Annotated in this window: 23 protein-coding genes; 12 read left to right on the top strand and 11 right to left on the bottom strand. The window is 71.6% G+C overall.

Annotation, left to right across the window (positions count from 1 at the left end; genetic code table 11):
* Window positions 1-355: 355 nt before the first annotated feature.
* The gene (locus ACIRL2_RS46085) at window positions 356-1,357 is read right to left on the bottom strand and encodes a replication-relaxation family protein (RefSeq protein WP_402240929.1); all 1,002 of its coding nucleotides are present in this window, start codon (window positions 1,355-1,357) and stop codon (window positions 356-358) included.
* Between the two features lie 1,022 nt (window positions 1,358-2,379).
* On the opposite strand from ACIRL2_RS46085, the gene ACIRL2_RS46080 reads away from it, so the two are divergent.
* On the top strand, window positions 2,380-2,610 hold the full coding sequence (locus tag ACIRL2_RS46080) for a hypothetical protein (RefSeq protein WP_402240927.1): 231 nt from the start codon (window positions 2,380-2,382) through the stop codon (window positions 2,608-2,610).
* Between the two features lie 120 nt (window positions 2,611-2,730).
* On the opposite strand, the gene ACIRL2_RS46075 is transcribed toward ACIRL2_RS46080, so the two are convergent.
* Entirely contained in the window at window positions 2,731-3,285 is a 555-nt protein-coding gene (locus tag ACIRL2_RS46075) for a hypothetical protein (RefSeq protein WP_402240924.1), read from the bottom strand.
* 261 nt (window positions 3,286-3,546) lie between these two features.
* On the opposite strand from ACIRL2_RS46075, the gene ACIRL2_RS46070 reads away from it, so the two are divergent.
* Complete coding sequence (locus tag ACIRL2_RS46070) at window positions 3,547-3,699, top strand: hypothetical protein (RefSeq protein WP_402240921.1); 153 nt, start codon at window positions 3,547-3,549, stop codon at window positions 3,697-3,699.
* 260 nt (window positions 3,700-3,959) lie between these two features.
* On the top strand, window positions 3,960-4,352 hold the full coding sequence (locus ACIRL2_RS46065) for a hypothetical protein (protein ID WP_402240918.1): 393 nt from the start codon (window positions 3,960-3,962) through the stop codon (window positions 4,350-4,352).
* 259 nt (window positions 4,353-4,611) lie between these two features.
* Here the strand turns inward: ACIRL2_RS46065 and ACIRL2_RS46060 are convergent, their stop codons facing one another.
* Window positions 4,612-6,033 (bottom strand): tetratricopeptide repeat protein, encoded by a 1,422-nt coding sequence (locus tag ACIRL2_RS46060; RefSeq protein ID WP_402240916.1) that lies wholly within the window; start codon window positions 6,031-6,033, stop codon window positions 4,612-4,614.
* Between the two features lie 234 nt (window positions 6,034-6,267).
* Here ACIRL2_RS46060 and ACIRL2_RS46055 point away from each other — a divergent pair, with 234 nt between their 5' ends.
* The 5 genes from ACIRL2_RS46055 (at window position 6,268) to ACIRL2_RS46035 (ending at window position 10,939) form a co-directional block, all read left to right on the top strand.
* Window positions 6,268-6,393, top strand: a complete 126-nt coding sequence (locus ACIRL2_RS46055) for a hypothetical protein (RefSeq protein ID WP_402240914.1) — start codon at window positions 6,268-6,270, stop codon at window positions 6,391-6,393.
* Between the two features lie 97 nt (window positions 6,394-6,490).
* Entirely contained in the window at window positions 6,491-8,281 is a 1,791-nt protein-coding gene (locus ACIRL2_RS46050; RefSeq protein ID WP_402240912.1) for an asparagine synthase-related protein, read from the top strand.
* Window positions 8,278-8,565 (top strand): PqqD family peptide modification chaperone, encoded by a 288-nt coding sequence (locus ACIRL2_RS46045; RefSeq protein WP_402240909.1) that lies wholly within the window; start codon window positions 8,278-8,280, stop codon window positions 8,563-8,565. Before ACIRL2_RS46050 ends, ACIRL2_RS46045 begins: the two co-directional genes overlap by 4 nt.
* The gene (locus ACIRL2_RS46040; protein WP_402240906.1) at window positions 8,562-8,996 is read left to right on the top strand and encodes a lasso peptide biosynthesis B2 protein; all 435 of its coding nucleotides are present in this window, start codon (window positions 8,562-8,564) and stop codon (window positions 8,994-8,996) included. The genes ACIRL2_RS46045 and ACIRL2_RS46040 overlap by 4 nt, the downstream gene beginning before the upstream one ends.
* Before the next feature lie 68 nt (window positions 8,997-9,064).
* Complete coding sequence (locus tag ACIRL2_RS46035; RefSeq protein ID WP_402240903.1) at window positions 9,065-10,939, top strand: ATP-binding cassette domain-containing protein; 1,875 nt, start codon at window positions 9,065-9,067, stop codon at window positions 10,937-10,939.
* 822 nt (window positions 10,940-11,761) lie between these two features.
* On the opposite strand, the gene ACIRL2_RS46030 is transcribed toward ACIRL2_RS46035, so the two are convergent.
* Window positions 11,762-12,238 (bottom strand): hypothetical protein, encoded by a 477-nt coding sequence (locus tag ACIRL2_RS46030; protein ID WP_402240900.1) that lies wholly within the window; start codon window positions 12,236-12,238, stop codon window positions 11,762-11,764.
* A gap of 166 nt (window positions 12,239-12,404) precedes the next feature.
* Here ACIRL2_RS46030 and ACIRL2_RS46025 point away from each other — a divergent pair, with 166 nt between their 5' ends.
* Together ACIRL2_RS46025 and ACIRL2_RS46020 are read left to right on the top strand one after the other, a co-directional pair.
* Window positions 12,405-12,662 (top strand): hypothetical protein, encoded by a 258-nt coding sequence (locus ACIRL2_RS46025; protein WP_402240898.1) that lies wholly within the window; start codon window positions 12,405-12,407, stop codon window positions 12,660-12,662.
* A 47-nt stretch (window positions 12,663-12,709) separates the two neighbouring features.
* Window positions 12,710-12,970 carry a hypothetical protein gene (locus ACIRL2_RS46020; RefSeq protein WP_402240896.1) on the top strand — a complete coding sequence of 87 codons (261 nt, stop codon included), beginning with the start codon at window positions 12,710-12,712 and terminating at the stop codon, window positions 12,968-12,970.
* A 211-nt stretch (window positions 12,971-13,181) separates the two neighbouring features.
* Here ACIRL2_RS46020 and ACIRL2_RS46015 read toward each other — a convergent pair whose 3' ends face one another.
* Complete coding sequence (locus tag ACIRL2_RS46015) at window positions 13,182-14,177, bottom strand: ATP-dependent DNA ligase (protein ID WP_402240894.1); 996 nt, start codon at window positions 14,175-14,177, stop codon at window positions 13,182-13,184.
* Window positions 14,178-14,563: 386 nt separating this feature from the next.
* Here ACIRL2_RS46015 and ACIRL2_RS46010 point away from each other — a divergent pair, with 386 nt between their 5' ends.
* Window positions 14,564-17,005: a hypothetical protein gene (locus ACIRL2_RS46010; RefSeq protein ID WP_402240892.1), complete on the top strand. Its 2,442-nt coding sequence runs from the start codon at window positions 14,564-14,566 to the stop codon at window positions 17,003-17,005.
* A gap of 67 nt (window positions 17,006-17,072) precedes the next feature.
* Here the strand turns inward: ACIRL2_RS46010 and ACIRL2_RS46005 are convergent, their stop codons facing one another.
* The 6 genes from ACIRL2_RS46005 to ACIRL2_RS45980 all read right to left on the bottom strand — a co-directional run bounded on the left by ACIRL2_RS46005 (window position 17,073) and on the right by ACIRL2_RS45980 (window position 21,947).
* Window positions 17,073-18,062, bottom strand: coding sequence for a hypothetical protein (locus tag ACIRL2_RS46005; protein WP_402240889.1), 990 nt, complete (start codon window positions 18,060-18,062; stop codon window positions 17,073-17,075).
* Between the two features lie 52 nt (window positions 18,063-18,114).
* Complete coding sequence (locus ACIRL2_RS46000; RefSeq protein WP_402240886.1) at window positions 18,115-18,780, bottom strand: hypothetical protein; 666 nt, start codon at window positions 18,778-18,780, stop codon at window positions 18,115-18,117.
* Entirely contained in the window at window positions 18,777-19,688 is a 912-nt protein-coding gene (locus tag ACIRL2_RS45995; RefSeq protein WP_402240885.1) for an RNA polymerase sigma factor, read from the bottom strand. Before ACIRL2_RS45995 ends, ACIRL2_RS46000 begins: the two co-directional genes overlap by 4 nt.
* On the bottom strand, window positions 19,685-19,867 hold the full coding sequence (locus ACIRL2_RS45990) for a hypothetical protein (RefSeq protein ID WP_402240883.1): 183 nt from the start codon (window positions 19,865-19,867) through the stop codon (window positions 19,685-19,687). The genes ACIRL2_RS45995 and ACIRL2_RS45990 overlap by 4 nt, the downstream gene beginning before the upstream one ends.
* A gap of 365 nt (window positions 19,868-20,232) precedes the next feature.
* Window positions 20,233-20,883 carry a hypothetical protein gene (locus ACIRL2_RS45985; RefSeq protein ID WP_402240880.1) on the bottom strand — a complete coding sequence of 217 codons (651 nt, stop codon included), beginning with the start codon at window positions 20,881-20,883 and terminating at the stop codon, window positions 20,233-20,235.
* A complete protein-coding gene (locus tag ACIRL2_RS45980) occupies window positions 20,880-21,947 on the bottom strand; it encodes an RNA polymerase sigma factor (protein WP_402240878.1) in 1,068 nt (355 codons plus the stop codon). Before ACIRL2_RS45980 ends, ACIRL2_RS45985 begins: the two co-directional genes overlap by 4 nt.
* Window positions 21,948-22,561: 614 nt before the next feature.
* On the opposite strand from ACIRL2_RS45980, the gene ACIRL2_RS45975 reads away from it, so the two are divergent.
* Window positions 22,562-23,101, top strand: a complete 540-nt coding sequence (locus tag ACIRL2_RS45975) for a DUF1772 domain-containing protein (RefSeq protein WP_402240875.1) — start codon at window positions 22,562-22,564, stop codon at window positions 23,099-23,101.
* Window positions 23,102-23,507: the final 406 nt, after the last annotated feature.

Raw genomic sequence — 23,507 nt, 5'->3', positions numbered from 1 at the left:
TTGTCCTTCGCCTGTACGACGCTGTGACCAGCATCGACACAGCCTCGGCGAAACACCGAAGCGCCCGGACAAGGGGTGACTGTTACATCCCATTTCGCCTTGACCAGGATGGTTTGCGGCGGTTGCCCCCTTGACCAACCCCTGTTGTCCCAATCGTCCGCATCGAAAGCGCACCGCATCGCGCCGCACGTCCCGAACGCGCTCGAGTGCGCCGCACCGCACCACGCGCGCACGTGCGGCGCGACGCGAAGAGATGCGGTGCGGTGCGGTGCGGTCCATCTATGCGGTGCGTACGCCATCGCCCCATGCAGTGCGCCGGTGCGGTGCGCGTCCGTGTGATGGTGCGGGCGCGGATCTACCAGGGTTCGACCTCGTCGTCCCGGGACCGGACATCCGCCGCCGGTGGCGCGGCGGACTGCATTCGCCCGGGCGCGGCCGACGTGGACGCGGCCGCGACCAGTTGGGCCAGGCGCATGCGGGGCGGTTGCGCGTTCAGGGGCAGCCACAGGGCTTCGGCCGGGGAGGTGCCCGGTGTCCACACGCCCGTGGCGGTCGGGGCGGTGGTCGGGGTGCGGCGCAGCGCGGTGCGGGCCTCGGTCGCGCGGCGGGTGGTGGTGAAGACGAACAGCACGACGGGGTCGTGCGGGTCGCGGGGCTCGCGGGGTCTGAGGGGGTCGTTGGGGTCGTGGGGGTGGAACAGGTCGTCGAATTCGTAGCCGTCGACGCCGTGCCGGGCGCGGGCGAAGAGGGTGGCGTAGCGGTCGACCTTTTCGGCGAGGCGAGCCAGGCGTTCGGTGCCGGTGTCGTATTCGAGGGCGAGGGTGGATTGTGCGGTTCCCTCCTGCCAGGTCAGGACGGCGTCGGGGCGTGGGCGGTGGGAGTAGGTGCCGATCTGGGGCAGTTCGCGTTCGCTGCGCCAGAGTTTGACGGCGGTGTCGGGGTGGGTGCGGGCGTGGGCTGCCAGGGCGGTGTGGAAGCCGTTGACGCCGAGGAGGTGTCGGAGTCGGTGGGGGGATTTGAGGCCGAGTTCGCGGTCGCGGCGGGCGCGGCGGATCGCCGGCTTCGTCTCCTGTTCCGCGTCGACGGCCACCACCGCGGCGCCGGCCGGGGACAGGACGAAGTGCGAGGGGTGTGAGCCGCGGTCCGCGCGGGGGCGGAAGCGGTCGACGGCCTGCATGGCCTCCAGGTCCTGCATGCGGTGGCGGGCGGTGACCGGGCTGTCGAAGGCGAGTTCGGCGATCTGGTGGGTGGTCAGCAGGCGATGGGTGGCCAGGGTGCGCAGGATCAGGCGGTCCCGCTCGGTCAACCGGGCCTTGAGGTTTTGGATGCGGGACAACGCGATTTCGTCGGCGGACATCGCGAACTCCTCTTCTTCTCGGTGGGGGAACGAGGCGGCGCCGGCCGGGCGCGGCGGCCGGCGCGGAAGGGCGGGGCAGGGTGGGGCGTCGAGCCGGGCGAGGCGAGCGGGGCTGGCATGGCCGGGCCCGGCAGGTCCGAGGGCCGGGCCGGGCCGGGCCGGGCCGGGCCGGAACGGCAGGGGAGGGTCGGACCGAAACAACCGGGAGGAGCAGGTCGTGAGAAGAAGACGGCCGACCGTGGCAACGAGGGTCTGGACATCAATCCGCGCGGCCGCCGCAAGGATTGGAGAGAGAACACTTCTCTACAAACAGTCCGGGACACCACTTGCCTGCATACAGGCCTCGTGACCTGCGCAAACGTGACGAGAACCCCGGACGATGAGAGCGTCCGCCGGAGTTGCCGCCCGGATTGCCGCCCGAGTTGCCGGGGGCACGTCCGAGGACGAAACCGGAACCAATCGGACGCAACGGCCGGACGTGGGCGAGCAATCGCCGGCGGCGGGAAACCGGGGGCACGGCGCAGACTCGGGCAAGGCCCGACGGCGGCTCCGAAGGGAACCAGGAGCGACCCGCATGCGGCGAACACCGGCGGATCACACCCGCGATCGGCAACACACCCCGAACGCGGACGACTTCCAGTAGGCACCACCCATCCCCGCCACCGCAAGACCCATTCCGCACGAGGCGCGGGAACGGCGACCTCTCATCACTGGGCGCGCCGTCGGATCCCGCGCGGGCGCCGGTGCCGGGCACGCCGCGCCCCGGGGAACGCGGTTCTGCGCCGAAGGTGCATCGAGAGTGCACGCACCTGGCGCGAAGGTGGCACGGAGGTGGCACGGCCGCGTGGTAGGGCGCGACCGACGACGGCCGACGCAGCCGCGGTGAACGGCGCCACGTGCGCGGGTGCATCGAAGGTGCGCCGAAGGTGTGCGGAGGTTGCATGGCCGGGTGGTAATGGGCGTGCCCGGCTTCTCGCCGTGGCGGTGGTCCGGCGCACGACTTGATCGACGACAGCCCAGCCGTGTGGCACCCACACCTCGTGGTCGCGGTCGAGGCCCTCGACCCGAGCCTGCTGCGCCGCCGGCTCGAAGACGCGATCGAGGCCCTGATCGACGACGTCGACGGATGGAACGCGCTGTACGCGGCGGAGGACCGCGACCGCGTCGTGCTCCGCGCGGTCACCGACGCGATCGGCGACCTTGCAGGGACGGCGGCGACGGAACCGAACGGCGCCCGGGGCGACCGGACGTAGATCGCCAGCGCCCCAGCGGGTGTTACCCGAGGCCCTGTCGACGGGTAACGAATCCGTTACCCGCGCAGGTCGGTGGTGGGTCCGGGCGTTACCCGAGCAGCAGAACGGGGCCGGGTCGGGTCAGGCGCAGGCGAGGGTGCGGATGCGGTCCCGGCGCCACAGGAGGACCTGGGTGGTGTCGGCGCCGTACCAGCCGGTGCCGTAGGCCACTGCCAGGTCCGGGTACTCCTCGACCCATTCCTCGAGTTCGGCGCGTTCGTCCTCGTCCATCCCGTACGGCGCCGCCGTCAACGCGACCGGTTGCCCGTCCAGGGACCAGGTGGTGACGTGGTCCGTCCAACGCCACCGGTCACACTCACCGTACGGGCATCCGGCGCTGCCCCGCCGGCGCAGCCACTGCGGGCAACAGCCCAGGTCCTCCGGGCGCCGCCCGTGGCGCCGGGCCCACGCGACGAGGATCCGTTGGGCGTCACGGCGCCCGCGCAGCGCCGCCTCGAACGCGGCGTCGGCGTCGTCGCGGGTGCGGTGGTTGCGTCGGGGCGGGTCGGCGATCCCGTACGGCCAGGCGATGGTGCCGTCCTCGTGACGGCCGAAGAGCGCGACGGCGCGGGCATTCACGTCGCTCGGGTTGTCGACGTCGGGGACGGTGCTCGTCGTGAATCGCCTGCCGATCACGAGTGGGCCTGGGCGGGCCCGGGACGAGGGGCCACCCGGACGGGTGACCCGTGAACCGTCGGCTTGCGGGCAGGTACACCCCGGGCGCGGTTTCGGGTCCTCGGGGAAGGAAGGCCCGGACCGCGCCCACCTCGTGACGCCGACGCCCGGTGAACGAACAAAGGAGGGCGTACGAACTGCCCGCCACCGAAGGCAAACGCGGCGACCCGCGATGGCCCGCGTTTGCCACCCGACACGGCTTCGACGTCGACCACCCCCCCAATGGGAAGTCGAAGCCTCGAGCCGGCAGAGCTGCGCCGCCTGGTCCTGGCCGCCGTCGAACCCCGCGACATCCTCGCCGACGTGATCGCCGACGAAGACCGGCAACGGCGGGAGTTGCGCGCCTTACTGACCGAGTGGCCCGGCACCTCGTGAGTTCGACCGCCGCACACTGTGGGGCGCGACTCGCCCCCGACATGGGGGTGTGGGGGAGAGCCGGCCGTTCACGGGACGATCGGGCGCGCGTGCCGGGCTGCGGCTCGACCATTCCCGTTTCCTACCCGTGCCGGGAGGTCGGCAGCTGCGGTCTCGGGCGGTCGAGGGGCCTTTGCCGTTTCGCCTCCAAAGGGGCGGCGGCGGTACGAGACTGGGCGCCGGGTCCGGCGGCGCAGGCCGCCGACGACGGAGGGGACTTCATGCGTGGAACCATCACCCTGGCCGACGATGCCGACCTTGCTCACCTGGTCGATTTGATCGACATGCTCCCGCCCCCGGGAACGCAGAGTTTCTGGGGCGAGGTGGACGAGAAGATCGGCTATCGGCTCCGGCTGATCCTCGCCGGGCAAGGCCACGCACGCGACGTGGACTACCTCGCGGTGTACATCCTCAAGTACCTCGGCCGCGGCAACGACCACATCACCGAGGAACAGATCACCAAGAACCTTCGGGGTGTCCACGCCATCCCGGCGGCCGGCCACGCCTGGGTGGAGGACGCAACCCGCACCGCGTGGACCCTGGTCAACCGCTACAGCCTCCCGGCGTGGCGCGGCCACCGCAACACACCCGGAGGGGCGTGGCTCGAGGGCTGAGCCACCGCTGACCGCGAAGCTCCCCTCACGATGCCCTCGTTCGCCGTCTCTTCTCGGGTCGGCGCCCCCAGCGACACGGGATCCTCGCCGACGTCATCGCCGACGAAGACCGGCAACGGCGGGAGTTGCGCGCCTTCCCAACCAAGTGGCCCGGCACCTCGTGACGTCTCGATCCCGGGGGCGGTACCCAGGCACCTGTCGACGGGTAACGGATTCGTTACCCGCGCAGGTCACAGCGGCGGGTAACGCGCCAGGGCGCCTATCGCGCGCCGAGCGGTGTCCAGGTCGTGCGGGCTCGTTGTTCGAGGTCGTCGGCGCCGGGGACGCCGTCGCGGCGCAGGCGGTGGAGGCGGGCGCGCATGTCCTGGGCGGCGGTGTCGACCTTGAGGGATTGGAGGCCGTCGGCGCAGGTGACGAATTCGTTCCAGGTGGCGATGGCGCCTTCGGTGTCGCCGCTGCGCAGGTGTACTTCGCCCAGGTCGGCCAGGACGATGGCGCGGGTGCGTTTGCGGTCGAGGCCGTGGATGTCGAGGGCGTGGTGGAGGTGGGTGCGGGCTTCGTCGAGTTCGCCGAGGCGGGCGAGGATCATGCCGGTCTCGTGGGCCCAGCGGCCGATGCTGTAGTGGCTGGCCCAGGAGGTCCCCGAGATCGTGGTGGGGGCGCGTTCGATGCAGGTCTGTGAGGACGTCAGCAGGCGGGTCGCGGTGGCGTGGTCCTGGTCGAGGGCTGCGGCCTGGGCGAGGGTGGCCCGGTAGTAGGCGTGGGCGCGGGGGTCGTCGAGGTCTCGGGCTTGGTGGACGCATTCCTCGGCCAGGCGTACGGCGGTGGCGCGGTGGCCGGCGTCGATGGCCTGGACAGCCATGCCGCGCAGGGCGGTGGCGGCGAGTTCGCGATCTCGTCCCAGGTCGGCGAGTCGGTACGCGTGGGCGTAGTAGCGCTGGGCGGGGCCGGTCTTGCCTTCGTCCTGTGTCATCCACGCGATGAGGTGGGCGAGTTCGCCGACGGCTGTGTGGAGTTCGCGGCCGGTGGCGTCGGTGTAGGTGCCGCGCAGCCAGGGGGTCGCCCGGTCGGTGAGGTAGCGCACCGCGAGGGTGCGGGCGTGGCCGCCTCCCAACTCCGCGGCGGCGTCGCCGAACGCGGTGGTCATGGTGCGGACCGCGTCGACCTCGGTGCTGCCGACGCGGACGGTGCCGGTGCGGGCGAGCGTCGCGGGTGCGGCCGGCGTACCGTGTGCGGGGTTGCCCGGCAGAGAGAGCAGGCCCAGGACCGTGCCGGTCGCGGTCAGGAATTCCCGGCGTTCCATGTCCGCGCCTCCCAAGGCCGCCAATGCGGCCACGATATCCGCGCCGTCCGGCGCCGAGGCAAACCTTTCCGCCTCCCTCGGGTCGGTGTCGGCGTCCGGTTGCCGTGTGGGGTCGGTGGGTGCGACGAATCCGAGTTGGTCGGTGGCGAGTCCGAAGATCTTCTCCAGAGCGTCGCGGTGGACGCGCTGCGGCCAGCGGCTGTGTCCCGAGAGCCAGCGCCGCACGGTGCGTTCGTCGAAGACGACGTTCATGCCCAGGCGTTGGGCCTGTTGGTCCAGGTGCTCGGCGAGGTCTCTGGCCGAGGCCCATCCGCGTGCCCGGGCCCGCTCGCGCAGGCAGGTGTTCGGCCTGCGGTCGGCGACGGTGGTGCTGCCCATCAGGTACCCCCGGGAACAACTGCGGCGACCCGAGTTCCCACCGTAGAACGCGACACCGACTCCCCGGCATCGCTTGCGCGCTCGCGTCGGGGAATGTCCGCGCTTTGTCCGCACAGTGTCCACCGGTTTGACCTCCACCGGACGCGGGTCCGAGCGGTGGACTGGTGTCGCCGGCAACCACCGGACCCGCGGCTGCGGGAGCCGCGGGAAGCGTTCCAGCAAAGGGGAATCGCCATGATCGACGACACCTACCAGACGCCGGTCTTCTGGACCGAGTCGGCCGACACCGTCGTCCTGGGCAGCAAGAACGAGAACGACTCCGACAAGGAGAAGTACTTCGAGGGCGACAAGAGCATCTGACCTCTCGCCACCGGCAGGGGGTTACGCGGGGCCCGCATCGACAACGGTGCGGGCCCCGCTTCGTCGAGTACGACTCACCAGGGAGCGGGAGAACGCGGTGGAGTGGATCACGGGTGGACCAGGCGCGCGGCGGCCGGTCGGCGGCGCGCACCTGGGAGCGGGATGGGACGCGTGGTCGATCGGGGCGCGATGGCGATCGGTCGAGCGGGACGGGGTGCGGATGGTCGTCGTGGGCGAGTGCACCGCCGACGAACACGAACTGGGCTGCGCGGCAAGGGCCTTCGGGCGCGAGGACGTGCGGGCATCGATGGGGTTGTCCGGGTCGATGTGGGTGTTGGCGCGTCGCGGGCGCGAGAGGTGGGTGTACGGGGACCTCGCCGGTGTCCGGCCCGTGTACGTCGCCGACACCCCGCGTGGCGTGGTGTGGGCGTCGCGGATGACGCCGCTGGCGGCCCTGACGGGTGCGGCGGTGGACTGGACGGCGCTGGTGGCGGAAATGAGCGTCGGCGGCGTGGACAGCCCGGGCCGGCCGGGTTTCGCAGGGGTCCGCCAGGTGCGGCCCGGGTGGGCGTTGGTCTTGGACGACGACGGGTCGTGGGCGGAGCGCGATGTGCGGGGTCCTCGCGGGGACCTGTCGCTCGCCGAGGCCGCCGCGTTGTTGCGTCCGGCCCTGACGACGGCCGTGCGCCGGCGCGTGGGCGAGGATGCCGGGCCGGCCCGGCGGTGGAGCGCGGACGTGTCCGGAGGCCTGGACTCGGGAACGATCGGCGCCCTGGCCGCCGACGAGGAACACGGCACCGATGTGCTCGGGTGTCTCTACCACGACGCCCACACCTCCGTCGCCGACCTCGACGGCGCCCGCGGGATCGCCGCCCGCTTCCCGAGCCTGGACCTGCGCGTCACGCTCGGCGACGTCGGCACCGTCCACTACACGGGCCTGGACGGCGCCCTGCCGCTGCCGGTGACCGACCGGCCGGCGTTCTCCGTCTCGATGCGTGCCATGGACCGCGCCTACCTGGCCCCCGCCGTCGAGCACGGCTGCACCGACCACCTGATCGGCGTCGGCGGCGACGAGGTCCTGGATGCCCCCACCGCCTGGTGGGCCGACTACCTCCACACGCGCGGTACCCGCGACGCGCGACGACACATCGTCGCGAGGGCGCGCCTGGCCAAGACCGCCCCGGGCCCGATCGTCGCCGCCGTCACCCGACTCGCGGCGACCGCCCGCGACGAGGGCCTGCGCGCTGCGGCGCACGACCTCGAGCGCGGCGCGGCTCCCGTCGCGCCGGGTCTGGCGTGGGCGTGGCCGACGTCGGCCGCGGCGTGGCTGAGCGCGGACGGGCGGGCCGGTGTCGCCGAGTTGCTGCGCGCCGAGGCCGAGAGCGGCGAGGGCGGTTCGCCGGGCGGTTGCGCGCAGGACGTGGTCGTACGGTCCGGGGGCCGCTCCGTCGCGGCGCTCGGCGACCTGCACGGCGAGTTCGCTCTGCGCGTCCACGCGCCGTTCCTGGACAACCAGGTCGTGGACGCGGCCTTGTCCGCGCCGGGGTGGCTGCGCCGCGACCCGCACGTGTTCAAGCCCGTCCTCGGCGTGGCGATGCGCGGCCTCGTTCCCGATGTCGTGCTGGATCGTCGCAGCAAGGGCACGTTCACGCCGACCATGCTGCTGGGCATCCGCCGCAACCTGCCGGCCTTGCGGGCCCTGGTCCACGACGGCGCGCTCGCGCGCTCGGGCCTCGTCGAAACCCGGGCGGCGGTGGCGGCGCTGGAGAGCGCCGGGGACGGGAACGGCCGCGCGCCGCTGGCCGCGTTGAACCAGGCCATCGCCCTCGAGGTGTGGACCACCGGCGCCGACACCGACCCGCGCACCTGGTGGGAGGACCCGTCGTGACCACCCATCGCGTGACCGCGCCGCACGTGGTGTGCGAACACGGCGCCGCCCTCGTCGACATGAGGGCCGGCGACCTGGTGTTCCTCAACCCGAGCGCCGGGCGCGTCCTGGCCCACCTCGCCGCCGGCATCGACACCACCGTGATCGCCACCCGGATCGGCGACGCGACCGGGGCACCCGCCGACGTCGTCGAGCGCGACGTGCGGGCCCTGGTCGACGCGCTCGCCCGCCGCGGCCTCCTCGGCGAGACCAACACCCCGAGCGTAAGAAGGAATCGCCGATGAGCGTCCCGATGGTCGCCCCCTCGGACACCGCGGAGCCGGCCGGGTTCTCGGATCGGGTCGCGGGCCGGATCGGGCTGCGCCTGGCCCTGGCCGCGCGGCGACTGCCGCTGCGCGCGCGGCTGAGGCTCGCCTCGGTGTGCGGACACCTGCCCCAGGCCGGCCACACGCGCACCCGCGCCCTGCACGCGGCGGTCACCGCGGCGGGCGCGGACTGCGACCGGCGCACCGCGTGCTGGGAAACCGCGCTGGGCACGGTCTTCGCCTGCGCACTCACCGGACACGGCACCACGCTGGTCCTGGGCGCTCGCCCCCTGCCGTGGGCCGCGCACGCCTGGATCCTGACCCCCGACGGCGCGTTGGGCATCACCACCGAGGACGAACGACCCTGGTTGCCGATCCTGCACACCCCGGCTCGAAAAGCATCGAACTAGGCGCCTTGTCTTCACTCGTTCGAGTTAATCGGTAGCGGCCCGCCGAGGCGGGCCGCTGCCATGAACCCGTGACCGATTCCAGCGCCGCCGCGCACCCGTCCGCCGCTCCCCCACAAATGCAACTGGTCACCGGACGCCACGACCAAGCCGTGGCGGACCTCACCAGCAGACATCTCGCCGCACGCCTGCCCCGCCTGATCGCCACCACCTTCCGCCTCGCCTGGACCGCGGACCCCCGAGCGCTGGTCACCCTCCTCGCGTGTCAGCTCGGCGCGGCGTTGTGCGCGGCTTTCGGCCTCGCCGCCACCACCAGTGCCCTTACCGGCCTCCTCGCCACCACCCCCACCACCGACCGACTGCGCGACACGGCACCCGGTCTGCTCGCCCTGATCGCGGCGTTGATCGTCCGGTCGCTGCTCACGTCGGGAGCGGTCGCGGTCCAGGCCCGGCTCGCGCCCAGGCTCGGCCGCGTCGCCGAGGTTCGCGTCATCGAGGCCGCCACCGCGGTGGAGGCGATCGCCTACGAGAGCCCCGGCTTCGAGGACGCGTTGGACGCGGCCGACACCGGCGCGGCGAACGTGCGCAACCTCCTCGCCGATACCGTCGACCTCACCGCCGCCGCCCTGACCCTGACCGCCACCGCCGGCGTGCTGGGATTGCTGCATCCGGCCCTGGTGCCGCTGCTGCTGCTCGCCGCGGCCCCGCGCGGTTGGGCGGCGATACGCACCGCGCGGATCACCCACACGACCGCGCACGCCACCCGCTCCGACACCCGACTGCGCAACACCCTGCGCTCCTACATCACCGCCCGCACCACCGCCCCCGAGGTCCGCACCGCCACGATGCGCCCGTTCCTGATCGGCCAGTACGAGCAGGTCGCCGAACGCCTCGAACACCAGGCGGTGCGCCTGGCCGTGGCGTCCCTGCGGGTGCGGATGACCGGCGACGCGATCGCCGGACTGCTGACCGGCGCCACCTGGGCGGCGCTGGTGTGGCTCGCCGCGAGCGGCCGCGTCTCCCTCGCCGCCGCCGGCGCCGCCGTGGTCGGCATCCGCGTCGCGTCCGCGGCCGTCGACAGCATGGTCCGGGCCGCCGCGAAGGTCTTCCACACCGGCCTGTACGTCGACGACTGGCGCACGTTCCTGGCCGACGCCGAACAATGGCGCACCACCCGAGGAACCACGGCCCTCCCTACCGCGGGCCCCGCTCTCGTGCGGGCCGAGGCGGTCTCCTTCACCTACCCCGGGCGTGACACCCCCGCCGTCGCGGACCTGTCCCTGGAACTGCGGCAAGGCGAGGTCGTCGCGCTGGTCGGCGAGAACGGCTGCGGCAAGACCACCCTGGTCAAACTCCTCCTCGGGCTCTACCTCCCCGACACCGGCACCGTCACCTGGGACGGGGTGAACACCGCCGACACCGACCCCGAACAGCTGTGGGCACACGTGGCGTCCGTACCGCAGGACTACACCCGATGGCCCATGAACGCCCGCAACAACATCGACCTGGGGCAACCCGCACCCCGCGGCGACCGGGCCGTCCACGAGGCGGCCGAAGCCGCCGGCGCCGACACCGCTGTGGCCGCCCTCCCCGACGGCCTGGACACCAGCCTGGCCCGTTCCTGGTGGGGCGGACACGACCTCTCCGGCGGCCAATGGCAACGCATCGCCATCGCCCGCGCCTTCCACCGCGACGGCGCCCTCCTCGTCCTGGACGAGCCCACCGCAGCCCTCGACGCCCGCGCCGAACACCACGTCTTCACCCGCCTGCGCGCCCTCGCCGCAGGCCGCACCACCGTCTTCGTCACCCACCGCCTCGCCAACGTCCGCACCGCCGACCGCATCATCGTCATGAACACCGGACGCATCGTCGAGACCGGCACCTTCGACGAACTCGCCCACGCCGGCGGCCTCTTCAACGAGCTCTACAAACTCCAACAGGGCTGACCCAACCGGACCACCACCGCAACGACCCGCCCGGCCCATAGCAAGACATGCGAAACGGCGCCGCCCCGAAGGTTCGGGGTGGCGCCGCGACACGTCGAAGGTCGGTGAGCGTTGCCGCCTCACGGCGGAAGGCACACCGTGGCTCCAGCCGAACCGGTATTCCACGGAGGCAATGGTTGGGCCCGGGGGCACACCCTCACCGACGAGAAGCACAACCGGCGCCACCCCGGGATCATTCCCCGCTGCCGAGCCGCGCCCGTAGTCCAGGCCGTGGCGGACCCACCCGGGGGTGGGCAGGCGGTTGCCGCGCGGCCCCACCCCCGCGTGGGCCGCAGCAACGTGGGGCGGCCCGCCGTCCCGAGGGGGGTGCCGCGTGGGGAAGGGCGGGCCGACCACAACCACCGAACGTCTCTCGGGGAGGAGAGGCCGCCGGTGGCCGCGGACATTACCCGCCCGCCCCGACACGAGACCCTCCGTCGGGGCGCCGGCGGGAACCGATGGGCGTGGCACCGGTGCTCGGGAAGGGGCAAGGCGCCCGTCGGGTCGGCGGCACGTGCCGTCACCCGGGGCCGGGTGGCTCGTTGTGCCGACCGTGAAGGTCCGGCGTCCCCCCGTCGCCGGGCCCGCACCACACCCGAGGGCCCATCCCCCGAGGCCACCGGGAAGCGGGAACGGTCGGCGCCGGTTGCGCGACGCCGGCGCCGACCACCCCGACCGCGAACGCCGATCCGTCGTCGCTCGGCCCGGATCTTCCTCCCACAGACCGGCAGCACCACGTTCGACGAGGCGCCTCGAGCACGTCGGCCGGTCCCGCGTTCGGCATCACAGACGCGGCTCCCACCGCTCCCCGCCCAAAGCCTCCTCCACCAGGCGAACCGCGCGCTCGGTCGCCGAAGCACGCGCACCCTCGACCTCGTACATCCGCAACACCGCCCCCACCACCGAGGCCGGCACAACCGGGCCCAGCTCCTCGCGGGCGGTGCCGTACCCGTGACGCGCAGCCGCCAACGCCGCCGACACATGCTGACGCGCCATCCGCGCCAGCACCACCGGATACCTGCGCAGCAGAGCGTGGTCCCGATAGCCGGGCGGGCACAGGTCGAACAACCAGGTCACAGCCGTCGCCTCCCAGCCCTCGACACCCGGCGGCCGCACCACGGGCGGCCACCCCGGCGGCGCAACGCCGACCCGGCCCTGCGGCTTCGCCGGGGCTCCCTGCTCGGCGAGGACGCGGGCGAAACGACTCGGGCGCTCCCACGCCGGGGAGTCGTCGCCATCGTCATCGTCGCCACCGTACATATGTTCGATTATCGGTTTCGCCGGCCGAAAAGGCACGCCGTCGGCGTGTCCTCTCCCGCCTCACCAATGCCGACGGTGCCCGCCGGGTGATCCGTCCGAGCGAAATCAAGCCGGCCCGCCGGGGCGTCGCGGCAGCGAGCGGGGCGCCGTACATACCATCGAACGCATGTCCGAAGCATTGCCCGAACGTCTGCGTCCCCTGCTCGACCACCAGCTCGCGTTCGAACACACCCACCTCGAATGCCTACGCATCGCGGCCACCGACGACACCGAGGCCCTGGAACGGGCCCGGGCCGCGCGGACGACCGCCATGTGGGCACTGATCGCCGCCCGCAAGGAAGCCGGCGCAGCCGGCGCCGAGGACCGCGACGCCCTCAAGAAGGCCGCCATAGCCGTCCTCGCCGACGAGGGCACCTCGACCTGATCGAACGCCGGCGCGCGGGACGCGGGCGCTCGTCGCAGAATCGACGGGTGGACCGGCCCGGAGTACACGCCTACCTCGAACTCGCCGACGGCACCGGCGCCGAGGTCACCCTCGACCTGTTCGACTGGCCCGACCCGCGCAGCGCCATACCGGTGGCCTGGACCGCGGTCGTCGACGACGGCCCGGTCCTGCCCGAGGGCACCGAGGGGGTCCTGTACCCGGACGAAGAGAGCCCGGTCGACGGCCACCCGTTCGTCGTGATCGTCTCCGCCGACCGGGTCTCGCAACTCCGCGGCCGCGAATCCTGACCACCCCGCGAGACGCGGCACCGAGCGCGCGCGGCGCCCGAGCGTGTGATCGGGCGCCTCCTCCCCCGCCGGAAGGAGACGCCCACCCACCACAAGCCATCCCTCGCCGGTCGGGAAACAGGGGGAACAGCGCGCCACCATGCCTGCCCCACCCGCAACGACCCGCACGCGCCCGACCGGGTGAACCCCGATACCACCGCCCGGGCCGGCGTCAGCCCGCAGCCGGCCGAGCACCCTCGCCGAACACCGGCACGTCCGCCGGGACCACGTCCTCGCGCAGACGCAACAGTCGGATCGGGTGACGCCACTTGCCGTCCTCGAAAGCGGAGTCGACCGCGATCTCCGCGACGAGTTCGGGGGCGACCGGGATCATGGGGTGTCTTTCGCGGGAGCCCCAGGACGGCGAGAACGAGCGACCGTGCCAAGGGTGGTCGGGCGCGGCCGGTGTCAGGCGCTTCACCAGTGCGGCGTGGACGCGGGGGTCCAGGACGGTGCTGCGGCCCACGAACCGCAGCAGGCCTGCCTCGTCGAACCGGCCGAACAGGACGGTGGTCGGATTCGCCGGGCTCCCGGCGACCGCCCCGACCACCGCTTCCGTCGTGTCTCGCGTTCGGTACTTGCGCCACCGACGCTCCCCCGGCAGATAACGCAAGGCCGGGTCCTTGATCATCAGGCCTTCGAGGCCCGCCGGCGCCCATTCCCGCATCCACCGCTCGGCCAGGGCACGGTCGGTGGTGGAGGGGCACAGCGCCCACGGCGGGCCCAGGGCGTGTTCGGCAAAGAGGTCCTCCAACACGGCGCGGCGGGTGGTGTACGGCAATGCGGTCAAGTCCCGGTCCCCCAGGCGCAGCACGTCGAACGCCACAAAATTGGCCGGGTGTTCGCGGGCGGCGCGCAGCGCGGCGGCGCGGGTGCGGTTCATCCGGCGCTGGAGCAGGTCGAACGCCAGCTTCCCGTCGTGCCAGACCACGAGCTCGCCGTCCAAGAGCACGTCCACGTCGGGCAGGTCCCGGTCGGCGGCTCGGGCGATGTCCGCGAACGCGTCCGACAGGTCGGTCCCCCGGCGGGACACGACCCGCGCCGGGCCGCCGGCCGGGCGGGCCACCCAGGAACGGAACCCGTCCCACTTCGGCTCGAACACCCCCGCGTGTGGCAGGGATTCGACCGGGGCGGCCAGTATCGGCTCGGGCGGGACGATGATCGTCATGGGCGGCCGGTACCACGCGGGGCCGCGCCTCACGCCGGTGTCAGTGGTGGGTGATCCACCACACGATCCAGCCGCCAGCGGCGCTTCCGGCGCCGGCGGCCAAGCCGCGCACCGCGTTTACGAGAAAGGATCGGGCGGCGCGCACCAGACGGCCTCGAACTGCTGCGGCAGGATTGGTAGTGGGCTGGTCCTCGTTCACGATGGTCTCCCCGTGTGGGTGCGAACCCCGGTCGGGTTCGTGTCGTCCCATCGGGCTATTACGGAGGTTCTTCCGGCGACCGCCCCGGGGGGCGGGTGTCCGTCTCTAGGCTGCTGGGTTGCACAGCGCGGGTATTCCGGCGGTAGTCCGGACCGGATCCGGACCGGACGAATCGAGGTGGGCGTTCGTGGCGGGCGATGCGGGCGATGCGGGCGGCAGGGCGAAGGCCGCGAAACTGGCGCGGGCGCTAAAGGAGTTGCACGAACGGGCCGGATCCCCCACGTACGCGAAGCTGGTCCGACAGGGCGCCGAACAGCATCCGCCGGTGGTGTTGAAGGCCTCCGTGTTCAGCGACTGGTTCAACGGGCGCGGTGTGCCGGCCGATCCGGGCCGGTTCGCGTTCCTGGTGACGTGGCTGGAGCACGAGGCCGCCCGCCTCGACCATGCGTACGTCGCGACACCGACCGCGGCGTGGGAACGTCTGCGGAGCGAGGCCGTACGCGAACGCCGACCCACCGGACGACCCCACACACCCCACAGCGGCGAACCTTCCTCCGCCGACACAGGGTTCGTGGGTCGGCCGGTTCGGGAGTTCACGGATCCGTTCGCGCTGGAGGTGCACCACGCCATCGACGCCCCCGAACACGCCCGAGCCGAAATGCCGGTGCTGCCGGTGTACGTGGCCCGCACCCACGACCTGGTGCTGCGCGAGGCGGTGGAATGCGCGGCGGCAGGGGAGAGCGCGATGGTCACGTTGGTCGCCGGGTCGTCCACCGGAAAGACCCGCGCGTGCTGGGAAGCGCTCCAAGGCGTGCCGGACGGGTGGCGGTTGTGGCATCCCCTGCACCCGGGCCAGGCCGAGGCCGGCCTGGCCGGGGTGGGGCCTCGCACGGTGGTCTGCCTCAACGAGGCCCAGACCTACCTCGAACCCGCCGGGGCCGGGCAGCGGATCGCCACCGGCCTGCGCGAACTGCTCCACGACCTGCGGCGCGGACCGGTCCTGATCCTGGCGACACTGTGGCCGGACCCCTTCTGGACCACCCTCACCACCAGGCCCCCCGCTGGTGCCCCGGACCCGCACGCACAGGCGCGGGCCCTGCTCACGGGCACCGACCTGCGCGTGCCTGAGGTGTTCGCCGGTGACGATCTGGACGCGGTGCGCGCTCGGGCGGGTGAGGACCTGCGGTTGGCCAAGGCCCTCACGAGTGGGGGCAACGGACGCATCACCCAGTTCCTGGCGGGCGCGCTCGCCCTGCTCAAACGCTTCGAACTCGCCCCGACCCACGCCCGGGCGGTCCTCGAGGCCGCCATGGACGCACGCCGCCTAGGACACGGACCCGTCCTGCGCCAAGCGTTCCTCGAGGACGCCGCCGACGCCTACCTCACCGACCACGAATCCGACGCCCTCGACGACGACTGGTTCGAACAAGCCCTCGCCTACGCCACCACCCGTGTCCAAGGCGCGGTCGCGCCCCTGACCCGCATCCGCCCCCGCCGACGCACCCGCGACACCACCGGCAATGACGGACTCACCTACCGCCTGGCCGACTACCTCGAACAACACGCACGACGCACCCGCAGCGCCGGATGCCCCGGCACTTCGTTTTGGGACGCTGCGCACGACCACGCCCACACGCCCGCCGACTCTCTCAACCTCGCCGGAGCCGCCCGGGAAAGATTGCGGCTGCGCCACGCCGAACGCCTCTTTGGCAGAGCAATCGTCGCTGGCAAACCAGGCGCGTTGCTAGGACTGGCCAAGCTGCGGGAAACCGCCGGTGACCGCGACGCCGCCGAGCGCCTGGCCCGCGAAGCGGTCGAAACAGGGCACCCTCACGCGCTGACGTGGCTAGCCGCAACGCGGGAATCCGCCGGTGACCGCGACGACGCCGAGCGCCTGTACCGCCAGGCCGCCGACACCGGAGACACCCACGCGCTAAGGCAGCTGGCTCGGATGCGGCGCGAGGCAGGTGATCACGACGGCGCCGAACGGCTGTACCGCCAAGCCGCCGACGCCGGAGACTCTTTCGCACTGGAATGGCTGGCTCGGATGCGGGACGACGTGGGTGATCACGACGGCGCCGAACAGCTGTACCGCCAAGCCGCCGACGCCGGGCGCATGTATGCACTGGCGTGGCTGGCCGAGTTGCGGAAGGACGCGGGTGATCACGACGGCGCCGAACACCTGGCTCGCGAAGCCGCCGACGCCGGGAATTGCTTCGCACTGGAGTGGCTGGCCGACCTGCGACGAGCGGCTGGTGATCATCACGGCGCCGAACGCCTGTACCGCCAAGCCGCCGACGCTGGGTCCCTCATAGCGCTGGGGTATCTGGCCGACCTGCGACAGGAGGTGGGTGATCACAAGGGCGCCGCAAGTCTCTACCGCCAGGCCATCGATGCCGGGGACACCGAAGCACTGCTGCGGCTCGCCGAGTTGCAGGAAGATGCGGGTGATCACGACGGCGCCGAACACCTGGCTTGCGAAGCCGCCGACGCCGGAGACACCCACGCGCTAAAGCGGCTGGCTGAGCTGCGAGAGGAGACAGGCAACCGCAACAGCGCAGAGCGCCTGCGCGCGTTGCTCCGATGTGGTCTCGACGCCGAGGACGACATGTCACCCGTCGACGGGTAGACCGACGTCGGCCCCAGAGCAGGCAAGGTGGGACTCCGGGTCGAACCGGTGGACGAGCCGGACGGGCTCAGGCCCAAGCGCGCCTGCGGAGTTGGCCTTTGAGATCGCGCTCGGCTTTGCGGCGGCATACCGGGAGTGGGTCGCCCGACGGGAAACTCGACACCCGCACTCGCAGTGACTTCCTTGACCGCGTCCTGCCCTGCCCTGCCCCCGCAATCGACCCTTCCGAGGAACACCACGGCACTCCGGTCGAGACACTGCCGACTTCGACGTCGGTTGCCTTCACATTGGGTGCTTTGAGTTCGACGATCAGGTGTCGCACTCGGTCGTGTTCTTGAGTGCTGGCGCTGAGCATGAGGTCGACGCGGGCGAGCCGCCCGTCCTCGGTCCGCACCGATCCGTCGGCGGGGGTGTCCAGTCCGACGACACGGCGGTGGTGCTCCAGCACCTTGGTGAGACCGATCTCGCTGCTGGTCATCATGTTGAACTCTTCGCCGAAGAGCCACAGCCCGCGCTCGATGATCTTGTGGAGGTGATCCCTCTCGTTGACGTGTCGAGAGGCGTCCTCGTCGAAGATCAGATGTTCGAGGGCGGTGAGGAACTCGAGGCGGGCGGTGATTTTCGAGGAGGCCCGGATGATGCTGCTGAGACTGGTCTTCTCCAGGAGTGCGTACAGGCTTGTCGCCTCCTCCTCCCGCACCACCGGCGTGACGCGCTTGTCGGCCGGAAGGCGGGCGAGTTCCCACGCGAGCAGGTGCGGATGGAAGGAGAGGGCGTCCAGGTCAGGCTCGGCCTCCAGGAGGTCGGCGGCGAGCCGGCGGCACCCGGCGAGCGAGCGCACCGTCTGCTGGCGCTCTCGTAACGCCCCCACCAGGCCGGTGGTCACCTGGCCGATCACGGACCCGACCGCGCCGGGCAGCAGCAGCGCCTGGGCGACCTCGGACATCGCCGTCTGCATCTGCTGGGGCAGCGCCTGCCCGATCCGGCCCGCCAGGCCGCGCCGGCGCAGGTACTCCTCCAGCGGCTCCCCGGGAGTGGTGGCAAATGGCCTGGACAAGCAAGCGGTGGCCTCGACGGAGTGTCGTCGGGGCCACCGCTATCGACGGGGATCAGCAGGTTCCTCCGGCGAGCATCATGCGGGTGGGGAGCCAGGTTCGCGGGAGGCAGACCTCGCCGAAGTCGGGGTCTTCGACTTCCTCGATCCCGGGTTCGGCCCTCACCACGTATCGCTCGGTGTCCTTGGCAGGTCGGGACGCCGTATCGGCGGGATGCGTATCGGTCGCGGTGGACGGGAGTGCGGCAGGGATGCTCGCGGCCCAGCGTTGCTCGTCGCGGGGTTCGCCCTGCACGCGGTGGTGCAGCATCAGGAACCGCACGGCTTCGTCTTCGTCGGCGCCGGCGGCGAACCGCCACCAGAAGGCGGCGGGTTCCGAGCGCCCGGTCAGGTAGAGCAGGCACGAGAACACCACGGCCCCGGCGGGAACGCGCTCGTTGACGAATCCGGTCAACAGCTGGCCTGTGTTCGGGCGGCCGATCACGTGGCGGCACAGGCGCTCGAGTTCGGCGGCGGCCCGGTGTTGGTCGGTGGTCGTGTCCGTCAGCGCGGTACCACCGGTCGGGGGTGGCACGGGGCCCGATCGGGCGAGTGCGGCGGTCAGGCCTTCCTGGACGATGCGCGAGACCAGGCGTTGAGTGGCGGCCGCGGGGTCGTAGTCCGCGAAGGCCTCGTCGAGGGTTCGGCGTTGCTGTTGGAGAGCGCGGTCGAGGGTGTTCATGCGGTCATCCCCCGGGGAGGGAGGGGCCGGGCCGAATCCAAGGCGACACTTGCGTCGAGGACGGCGGCGAGTTGCCTGCGGGCGGTGTGCACGTGGGATCGGACGGTGGAGATGGTGACCCCCAGGTAGTCGGCGACGTCGGGTACCGGAATCTGCATCACCAGGTGCAGTCGCGCGCAGGCGGCCCGCTTGCTCGGCATGGCCGCGATGGCACCCACGACGATGTCTTCCAAGGTGGTGCGTTCGGGAACGAAGGCCGCGGGATCGCCCAGGGCGTGCCCGATGGCTTCGACGTCGGGCGCGTCCGGCGCGGTGTAGTCGACGTAGACCTCGGAGCGGATGTATCGCCGCCTTCTCCAGTCGACGATCTTCCCCTGGAGCACGCGGAACGCGAGTGCCCGGGGCGGGTTGGTGTGGTCGAGGCTGTTCCAGCGCGTGTACAGGCTGAGCATGGCCTCGGAGACGACGTCGTCGGCGTCGTGGGACGACCTCAGCCGTTGCCGCGCGTAGCGGGTGAGCGCCGGCTGTTGGGCGCGGGCGAACTCTGCGAAGTCCGGGCGCTCCGGGTTCGCGAACGGATCGGATGGTCGGAGGTCGGCGGGGCGAGGCGTGGGGACGGGTGGTGCGGGGTGGTTCTCGATACGCCGGGTCAGGAGATGGAAGGCGAGTCGGATCGGTGGGGCGGGGTTTCGCAGCAGGTCGTCCCACTGCTCGAAGAGCGTCACCATGACGTCCGCGACCGCGCCTTCGGCGTCCTCGAGGGAGCCCAGGTGTTGGTAGGCGTATCGGGTCATGGTGACTTGGTGGGTCTGCACGAACGCGATGAAGTCGTTGGGCAGGAGATCGGTGAGGTCGATCGGGTCGTCGAGGGCCCTGTCGGGCACGACCTGGTCGGGGCGTTCGTTCATCGTCCCCTCCCGCGCGCGGATCGTGCCGAGTGGTGGGATCGGCCGAGAGTGCGGCCGGTTTCGACCACCGCGATCGCGCGTCGCCGCTGGGCGCCGACGAACGCGCGCAGGACCACGACGAGCACGCCTATGACGAGCCAGAGTTCTCTGGCCCGGTCGGGCCCGATGTTGCCATTCAAGACGGCGGTCCTTCCGGAGTGAGTGGGGGCGCTGCGTCCCCGGGGGCGCTCGGCGCGCCGGGGCGTCGCGAGCGCTTGGCCTTCACCCGTATCCCGAACGGCGGGCCCGATCTGTCCAAGTGTGGGCGGCGAAAATTTCCGCAACGTCTTTGAAAGGGCATCGGATTGGCGTGTGAGCTCGCACGATGCCGGCGACACCCGTCGGCGACATGCGCAACGGCGCCGCTCCCGGGGTGGGGAACGGCGCCGTATCGGCTGCGCCCGGCGAGGATGGGCAGCCGGCGTGGTCGTGGTCGGGGTGGGGTGCGGGTATCGGTGGTCGGCTGGGCGAGCGGTGGGATCGCTGCTTGTCGGTGGTGGGTGTTCTAGCAGTGTCCGGCGACGGTGACGCGGCAGGGAAGCGAGGGTTGGGGTACGCAGACCTCTCCGAAGTCGGGGTGCTCGACGGCCCGTATCGCGGATTCGGCGCGCGAGACGTAGGTCTCCGCTTCGCTCGTCCGCCGACCGCTGGGGGCTGCGGACGGGGTGGGGGCGGTGTCGTCGGGAATGCGGTCGGTCCAGCACTGGGCGTCGCCGGACTCGCCCTCGGCGCGGTGGTGCAGAACCAGGAACCGCATCGCCTCGCCCTGTTCCGCGCCGGCGGCGAATCGCCACCAGAACGCGGCCGGTTCCCATCGGCCGGTGAGGTAGAGCAGGCACGCGAATACGACGGCGCCGGCCGGGGCGCGGTTGCCGACGAACTCGCCCAGCAGGCGGGAGGTGTCGGGGCGGGCGATCACCAGGCGGCACAGGTGTTCGATCTCGGCGGCGGCGCGGTTGCGGGCGGCGTTCTCTTTCGTGTCCGGGCCGGAGCCGTCCGGGTCGGGGACCGGCCGTGGCCTTATCAGTGAGGCCGCGAGGTTTTCCTGGACGATGCGCGAGGCCAGACGTTGGGTGGCGGCGGCGGGGTCGTAGTCGGCGAAAGCTTCTTCGAGGGCACGACGACGCTGCTGCAGTGCGTGATCTAGAGGGTTCATATGTTCTTCCCCTGGGGTGGATGGGGCCGGACGGGGTCGACGGGGAGGGTCTCGCGCAATGTGGCGGCGAGGTCCCGGCGGGCGAGATGCAGGTGGGAGCGGACGGTGGAGATGGTGACCCCCAGGTAGTCGGCGATGTCGCAGAGCGGCACCTGCATCACCAGGTGCAGCCAGGCGCAGGCTCCGCGTTTGAGGGGCAGGAGCGCGAACGCGCGGGCGAGGGGGTCGCGTTCGGGGACGAATCGGCCGGGGTCGTCGTGTGTGGCGGCGGCCGGGCCGTCAGGGGCGTGGGCGGAGGTGAAGTCGACGCTGATCTCGCGCGTGTGCCGGCGGCGGCGCTGCCAGTCGACGGCCTTGCCCCGCACGATGCGGTACGCGAGTGCCTGTGGCGGGCTGCGGTGCTCGGTGATGAGGTCCCAGCGCATGTACATGGCGAGCATGACCTCGGGGACGACGTCCTCGGCGTCCTGGTGCAGTGCCCCCAGTCGTCGGCGCGCGTGGCGGATCAGCGCGGGCCGGTAGGCGCCGGCGAACTCGACGAACGCGTCCGTCCACGGCAACGCGGCCCGGATCTCCGGGCGTTCGGGCTCCGGGCGGTGGGGTGCCACGGCCCGACGGGCCCGAGCACGCCGGCCTGCCTGGTCGTCCAGGCGACCCAGCAGGAGACGGAAGGCGAGTTGGTGGGCCTGCTCCGGGAGTTCCTCCCAGTGTTGGGACACCTCCAACATGACATCGGACACGGTCTGTTCCGCGTCCTTGCGCGAGTCCAGGTAGCCGAGCGCGAACCGGGTGAGGCGATGCATGTGGTCGTGGAGGAACACGACGAAGTCGTCGGGCAACACCTGGGTCAGGTCGATCCCGTCGCTTTCCTCTTCCGCGGCGTCCGCGGCCGACGGGGCGCCCGAGGATCGTTCGGGGTCCGCAGGGTGGAACGTGGTGAGGAGACAGTCCGGGTCGAAGTCCTCGAACGCGTCCAGTACCTCGATCGCGCTGATGCCCAACTCGGCCATCTCCGCGTCGGTCGGATCGTACGGGTCGTCCAGCCGCTCGGGCGACTCGCTCATCGTCGTCCCCCTGCGTGCTCGCCCACCACAGGCGTGGGCCGGCCACCGGGGGCGGCGGGGTGTGTCCGGCGGCGCACCGCGACCGGACGCGGTGGACGAACGACGGTGGGCACGTCCGCGATGACGAGCACACCTATGCCCAGCCAGAAATCTCTGGCGCCGTCGGGCCCGAAGATGCCATTCAAGACGGCGATCCTTCCGAAGTGTGGAAATGCGCGCCCCCGAATGCGCGGAGAGGGAGCCGGGAGCGTGAGGGGCGCGCGAGTTGCCTTCACTGGGTATCCCGTACGAGAGGACGGCCGCGTCCAACCCAAACCGCAAAAACTTTCGAGCACCCCGAGGCGGACGTTCCCGGCCGCACCAGCCGTGGCACTGCATGTCCGCGCGCCCAGGGGTCACCATCGAGGGTGCCTCATCGTCTCGGAACGCTGTCGGCCCAACCGGCCGATCGTCGGTCGGCGCTCATCGGTAACTCCGGGGTTAACCGTGGTTGCCTGAACCACCGTTGTTCTGAGTCGGCGCAAACGCGAGCCTTGAGATGCCGAGAGCGGAGCGGCCGACGCGGAGATCGCGAAACCCCCCGCCCCCACATCCTCGTTCCCAGGGAGTTCACCATGGCCGTCATCGAGCACACCCTCACCGCCCCCGCCCGCTCGATCGCCGGCACCCGCGACACCGTCGGTCGCTGGCTCACCGCCGGTGCCGTGACCAACACCCTCATGGCCGGCACCTACGTCGCCTTCTCCACTGTCGTCATGCCGCTGCTCGGCACCAAGGACGACGCCGACTTCGTGCACTCGATGCAGCACATCAACACCAACATCGAGAACCCGCTGTTCTTCGCCGTCTTCACCGCGGCACTCGCCACACCCGCGATCGCCGCCTGGAAGCTCCGCAAGCGCGGCGGCGGCTCAACGTACCGGTGGGCGATCGCCGCCCTTGCGCTCTACACGACCACGGTCCTGACCACCTTGGGCATCAACGTCCCGCTCAACGAGATGCTCGCCGGCGCCGGCAGCGTCGACCCGGGCAAGACCCGCGCCGACTTCGAGACCACCTGGAACATCTGGAACGGCATCCGCGCCGTGCTGTCCACCGCGGCGGCCGTCGCGATGGTCAAGGCCGTACGCCTGCACCGCCGCAACCACGCCTGACGAAGTCGTGATTCAACATCCTCGTTGCGCCGGGCCATGGGCCCGTGTCACCGGAAGGAGCGACCAAAGCGACTCGGTTCAGGATCAGCGATACGAACTGCGAGATCTCCGCCGGTCGGAACGCGCGACCGGGGGTCGGGGAGCGTTCAGGGCCAAATCGGCCTCACGCGCACGTTCGTTCCTGGAGAAGTGATTCGAACTCGAAGCATGGCTCCGTCCGCGTACATCGAACTACCCGACACTCATTGCGCCGGGCGCGCGCATGTCGATTGCGGTTCGCTTCAGCACCGGTCAGGCACGTAGCGTTTCGATCGTGCGTCTCGATCCTTGTAGTCCACACCAGCTTGATATCGACGACAAGATTGAGCGTGGTGTGGTGGCGCCGAGCGCGTGGACGTCGGGGATC

The organism is Embleya sp. NPDC127516, from assembly GCF_044765325.1.
GTDB lineage: Bacteria > Actinomycetota > Actinomycetes > Streptomycetales > Streptomycetaceae > Embleya.
The sequence above is the reverse complement of the archived record's forward strand: the minus strand, read 5'-3'. Positions and strand labels throughout refer to the sequence as shown.

Coding starts and splice junctions, on each gene's coding strand:
- ACIRL2_RS46030 (WP_402240900.1), bottom strand. CDS start 12,238: ATGTACGGTGGCGACGATGACGATGGCGACGACTCCCCGGCGTGGGAG.
- ACIRL2_RS46065 (WP_402240918.1), top strand. CDS start 3,960: ATGCGTGGAACCATCACCCTGGCCGACGATGCCGACCTTGCTCACCTG.
- ACIRL2_RS46015 (WP_402240894.1), bottom strand. CDS start 14,177: ATGACGATCATCGTCCCGCCCGAGCCGATACTGGCCGCCCCGGTCGAA.
- ACIRL2_RS46060 (WP_402240916.1), bottom strand. CDS start 6,033: ATGGGCAGCACCACCGTCGCCGACCGCAGGCCGAACACCTGCCTGCGC.
- ACIRL2_RS46025 (WP_402240898.1), top strand. CDS start 12,405: ATGTCCGAAGCATTGCCCGAACGTCTGCGTCCCCTGCTCGACCACCAG.
- ACIRL2_RS45995 (WP_402240885.1), bottom strand. CDS start 19,688: ATGAACGAACGCCCCGACCAGGTCGTGCCCGACAGGGCCCTCGACGAC.
- ACIRL2_RS45975 (WP_402240875.1), top strand. CDS start 22,562: ATGGCCGTCATCGAGCACACCCTCACCGCCCCCGCCCGCTCGATCGCC.
- ACIRL2_RS46055 (WP_402240914.1), top strand. CDS start 6,268: ATGATCGACGACACCTACCAGACGCCGGTCTTCTGGACCGAGTCGGCC.
- ACIRL2_RS45980 (WP_402240878.1), bottom strand. CDS start 21,947: ATGAGCGAGTCGCCCGAGCGGCTGGACGACCCGTACGATCCGACCGAC.
- ACIRL2_RS46000 (WP_402240886.1), bottom strand. CDS start 18,780: ATGAACACCCTCGACCGCGCTCTCCAACAGCAACGCCGAACCCTCGAC.
- ACIRL2_RS46040 (WP_402240906.1), top strand. CDS start 8,562: ATGAGCGTCCCGATGGTCGCCCCCTCGGACACCGCGGAGCCGGCCGGG.
- ACIRL2_RS45985 (WP_402240880.1), bottom strand. CDS start 20,883: ATGAACCCTCTAGATCACGCACTGCAGCAGCGTCGTCGTGCCCTCGAA.
- ACIRL2_RS46085 (WP_402240929.1), bottom strand. CDS start 1,357: ATGTCCGCCGACGAAATCGCGTTGTCCCGCATCCAAAACCTCAAGGCC.
- ACIRL2_RS46070 (WP_402240921.1), top strand. CDS start 3,547: ATGGGAAGTCGAAGCCTCGAGCCGGCAGAGCTGCGCCGCCTGGTCCTG.